We start from the raw sequence: 2,699 nt of genomic DNA on the forward strand, positions 1-2,699 counted from the left end.
TGGTTTTATCCGGAACTACACCAGGGAACGGGGTGTTTTTTACCACGCTTTCCAGTTCGGATACCTGCCGGATAATGGTGGGTACTTCAAAGCCGTAAGTGGCCCGCAATAACTGTTCTATTTTCTCCGTCAGCGCGGCAACATTATTACTGCGGGAAGCAAATAACACATTGCCACTCTGTATATAGGTGCTTACATTTTTGAAACCTGCCGTTTCCAGGAGCTGGCGCAGGTGTTCCATTTTCACGATCCTTTTTCCAACATTCACCGCCCTTAAAAATGCAACGTATCTGGTCATATGGTTTTCAACTTTACTTTGTATGTTTGTTATCATGCACTACTTACAGATCATCCACAAATTATACAACTTACCTGAAGATGCCAATCAGGGATATTCGGAAACAGAAATAGCAGCCCTGGAAGCCCGTTTACAGGTTCAGTTACCGGCAGCCCTGCGCCATTATTATCTTACCATAGGTAAAAACAAAATGGTGAACGATAGTTTTAACCGTTTAACTTCCCTTGGAGAGATCGGGTTTTCGGAAGATGATCACCTTATTTTTTATGAAGAAAACCAGGCGGTGGTATTATGGGGTATTGAAAAGGCCGACCTGGGCCAGCCTGATCCGCCGGTATATGGTACCTACGACAGCGCCCGGAGGGAATGGTTTAACGATGCGGATACTACTGAGCATTTTTTACTGTCAATGGCCTGGTGGAACGGGGCTTTAGGCGGACTTACCCACACTGCTTTTACCGACCTGGAAGAAGATCTTACACCAGAGCATATTGCGCGTGTTACCGCCAACTGGCAGGAGCAAACCGGTATTTCCAACCAGTTACTCCGTTTTTTTACCAACGATTATGAAGATATCCTGGTATTCACTACGGAACAAAACGGGCATGTGAATGCTATTTACGCCGGCACTAACCGGGAGGAGAAATACAACGCCATTATGAACAAGCTGCAAATGGAATGGAGTTACCGCATGGACCGCGATGAATAGGTAGCCCACCAGTACCATCCAACGGTAAGGAGCAACCCGTAGAAAACGCCGCCCAGTGCAATGGCCAGGTAATCCATGCCCTTACAGTTGATATGATGGAAATACTCGTTGAGGAGCAACACCAGCCCGCTTAAAACAGCCAGTATGATCCAGAAGCGGGCCTTCAGCCGGATGGATACTTTCGGGAGATTATTTACCCTGGGTAGTTTGAGGAAGAAATATAACATCACCAGCAAACCTGCTACAGAGCTGAGATACTGCATCAGGTACCACATTTTCATCGGATGACGCCCCACTGTAATATCTCTTTGCAAAAAGTGTATATGTGACACAAATCCGCCTTCCCCGTGTGTGAAGGCATCCAGGAAAAAATGAGTAAGCACGCCGATCAGGATGGAATAAATAACTACAGCGTAATGTTCGCGGAAATAGGCGTCCCAGTTAAACGGCCTGAACAGGTACAGCCGGTCGCTGGCCCATGCAGGCAGGTAAGGAACCACTACCGGTTTTATGACTCCATGATAAAGATATGCCAGCAGGATGGCTAACGGCAAGTCATATACGAAAATGCCCCACCATTGATGTCCGCGATTGAAATAAGGGTTCAGTAAAATGAAGTACAAAAAATCAGGTACCATACTGCCGATAATTAAACCGGTTGCTGACAGGTATTTGGGGGAGGTATTTGTAAAGGGAACAACAATAGCTGCGTGTGATATCGTAAATGGCATCTTAGGGAATTGTTGTATAAATTTAATTGAATTTTAATAAAACCTATAACGAAATGTTAATGTTGTAATCGTCCATCATTTCCGGTAAAATGTCCAACGCTGTTGCCACGATTTACACTTATTTTTATTGAGTCTTTGAAACATAAAAAACAATGTGCTATGGCAAACTGGAAAATTGATGAATCACACAGCGAAATAGGATTCAAAGTTAAGCATCTCATGATTACAAACGTGAGCGGATATTTTACCCGTTTTACCGGGACCATTCAAACGGAGAGCGACGATTTTCACGACGCTACCATCTCTTTTGAAGCGGCAGCAGATAGTATTGACACACAGAACAGGCAACGCGACGAGCATTTACGCAATGGTGAATTTTTTGACGCTACTAATCACCCGAAGATCAGTTTCGTCTCTAAAAAAGTAAAGAAAATAGACGACGAGAAGTACAAATTACTTGGAGAACTCACAATTAAAGGGGAAACACATCCCATTGAACTGGATGTACTGCATGGGGGAGTAACCGTAGATCCATATGGGCAAACAAAGGCAGGCTTTGCACTCAAGGGCCGTTTGCACCGGGCGGATTACGGCTTACGCTGGAACGCCACTACAGAAGCAGGCGGAATTGTACTTAGTGATGAAGTGAAACTTAACATGGAAATACAACTGGTGAAAGAATAATTTTCACCCGAAAACAAAAATGGCCGCGGAGAAAAAGGAGTTCCTTTCTTCTCCGCGGCTGTTTTGTTAAAAAAGGAAAGCTAACACCTATTGGCTATCTTTGTGCTTTCCAATAGCAGCACATGAAATTTGAACAGTATAATATCTCCCCGGAAATAAAGGAAAGTTTAGCAGAAATGGGCTTTAAAAAGCCCACAGATATACAGTTTAAGGCTATTCCCTCTATCCTCAATGGGGATGATGTAATGGCCGTAGCGCAAACCGGCACCGGTAAAAC

At 44.3% G+C, this 2,699-nt stretch carries 5 protein-coding genes; 3 read left to right on the top strand and 2 right to left on the bottom strand.

The features are described 5' to 3' along the window. The coding region (locus VN105_RS00720; RefSeq protein ID WP_325636937.1) for a DUF1697 domain-containing protein at positions 1-298 on the bottom strand (298 nt) is incomplete at its 3' end. A gap of 22 nt (positions 299-320) precedes the next feature. Between VN105_RS00720 and VN105_RS00725 the strand changes: the two genes are divergently transcribed. Then, entirely contained in the window at positions 321-1,007 is a 687-nt protein-coding gene (locus VN105_RS00725; protein ID WP_325636938.1) for an SMI1/KNR4 family protein, read from the top strand. Here the strand turns inward: VN105_RS00725 and VN105_RS00730 are convergent. Then, positions 983-1,738 (bottom strand): DUF4184 family protein, encoded by a 756-nt coding sequence (locus tag VN105_RS00730; protein ID WP_325636939.1) that lies wholly within the window; start codon positions 1,736-1,738, stop codon positions 983-985. The genes VN105_RS00725 and VN105_RS00730 overlap by 25 nt on opposite strands. Positions 1,739-1,897: 159 nt before the next feature. Here VN105_RS00730 and VN105_RS00735 point away from each other — a divergent pair, with 159 nt between their 5' ends. Then, positions 1,898-2,422: a YceI family protein gene (locus VN105_RS00735; RefSeq protein WP_325636940.1), complete on the top strand. Its 525-nt coding sequence runs from the start codon at positions 1,898-1,900 to the stop codon at positions 2,420-2,422. A 176-nt stretch (positions 2,423-2,598) separates the two neighbouring features. Further along, positions 2,599-2,699, top strand: a 101-nt coding sequence (locus VN105_RS00740; RefSeq protein ID WP_325636941.1) for a DEAD/DEAH box helicase, incomplete at its 3' end; no start/stop codon positions are given.

The organism is Chitinophaga sp., assembly GCF_035564935.1.
GTDB lineage: Bacteria > Bacteroidota > Bacteroidia > Chitinophagales > Chitinophagaceae > Chitinophaga.

Bases quoted from the DNA above. Each gene is read 5' to 3' on its own strand.
- VN105_RS00725 (WP_325636938.1), top strand. From the start codon at position 321: ATGTTTGTTATCATGCACTACTTACAGATCATCCACAAATTATACAAC.
- VN105_RS00730 (WP_325636939.1), bottom strand. From the start codon at position 1,738: ATGCCATTTACGATATCACACGCAGCTATTGTTGTTCCCTTTACAAAT.
- VN105_RS00735 (WP_325636940.1), top strand. From the start codon at position 1,898: ATGGCAAACTGGAAAATTGATGAATCACACAGCGAAATAGGATTCAAA.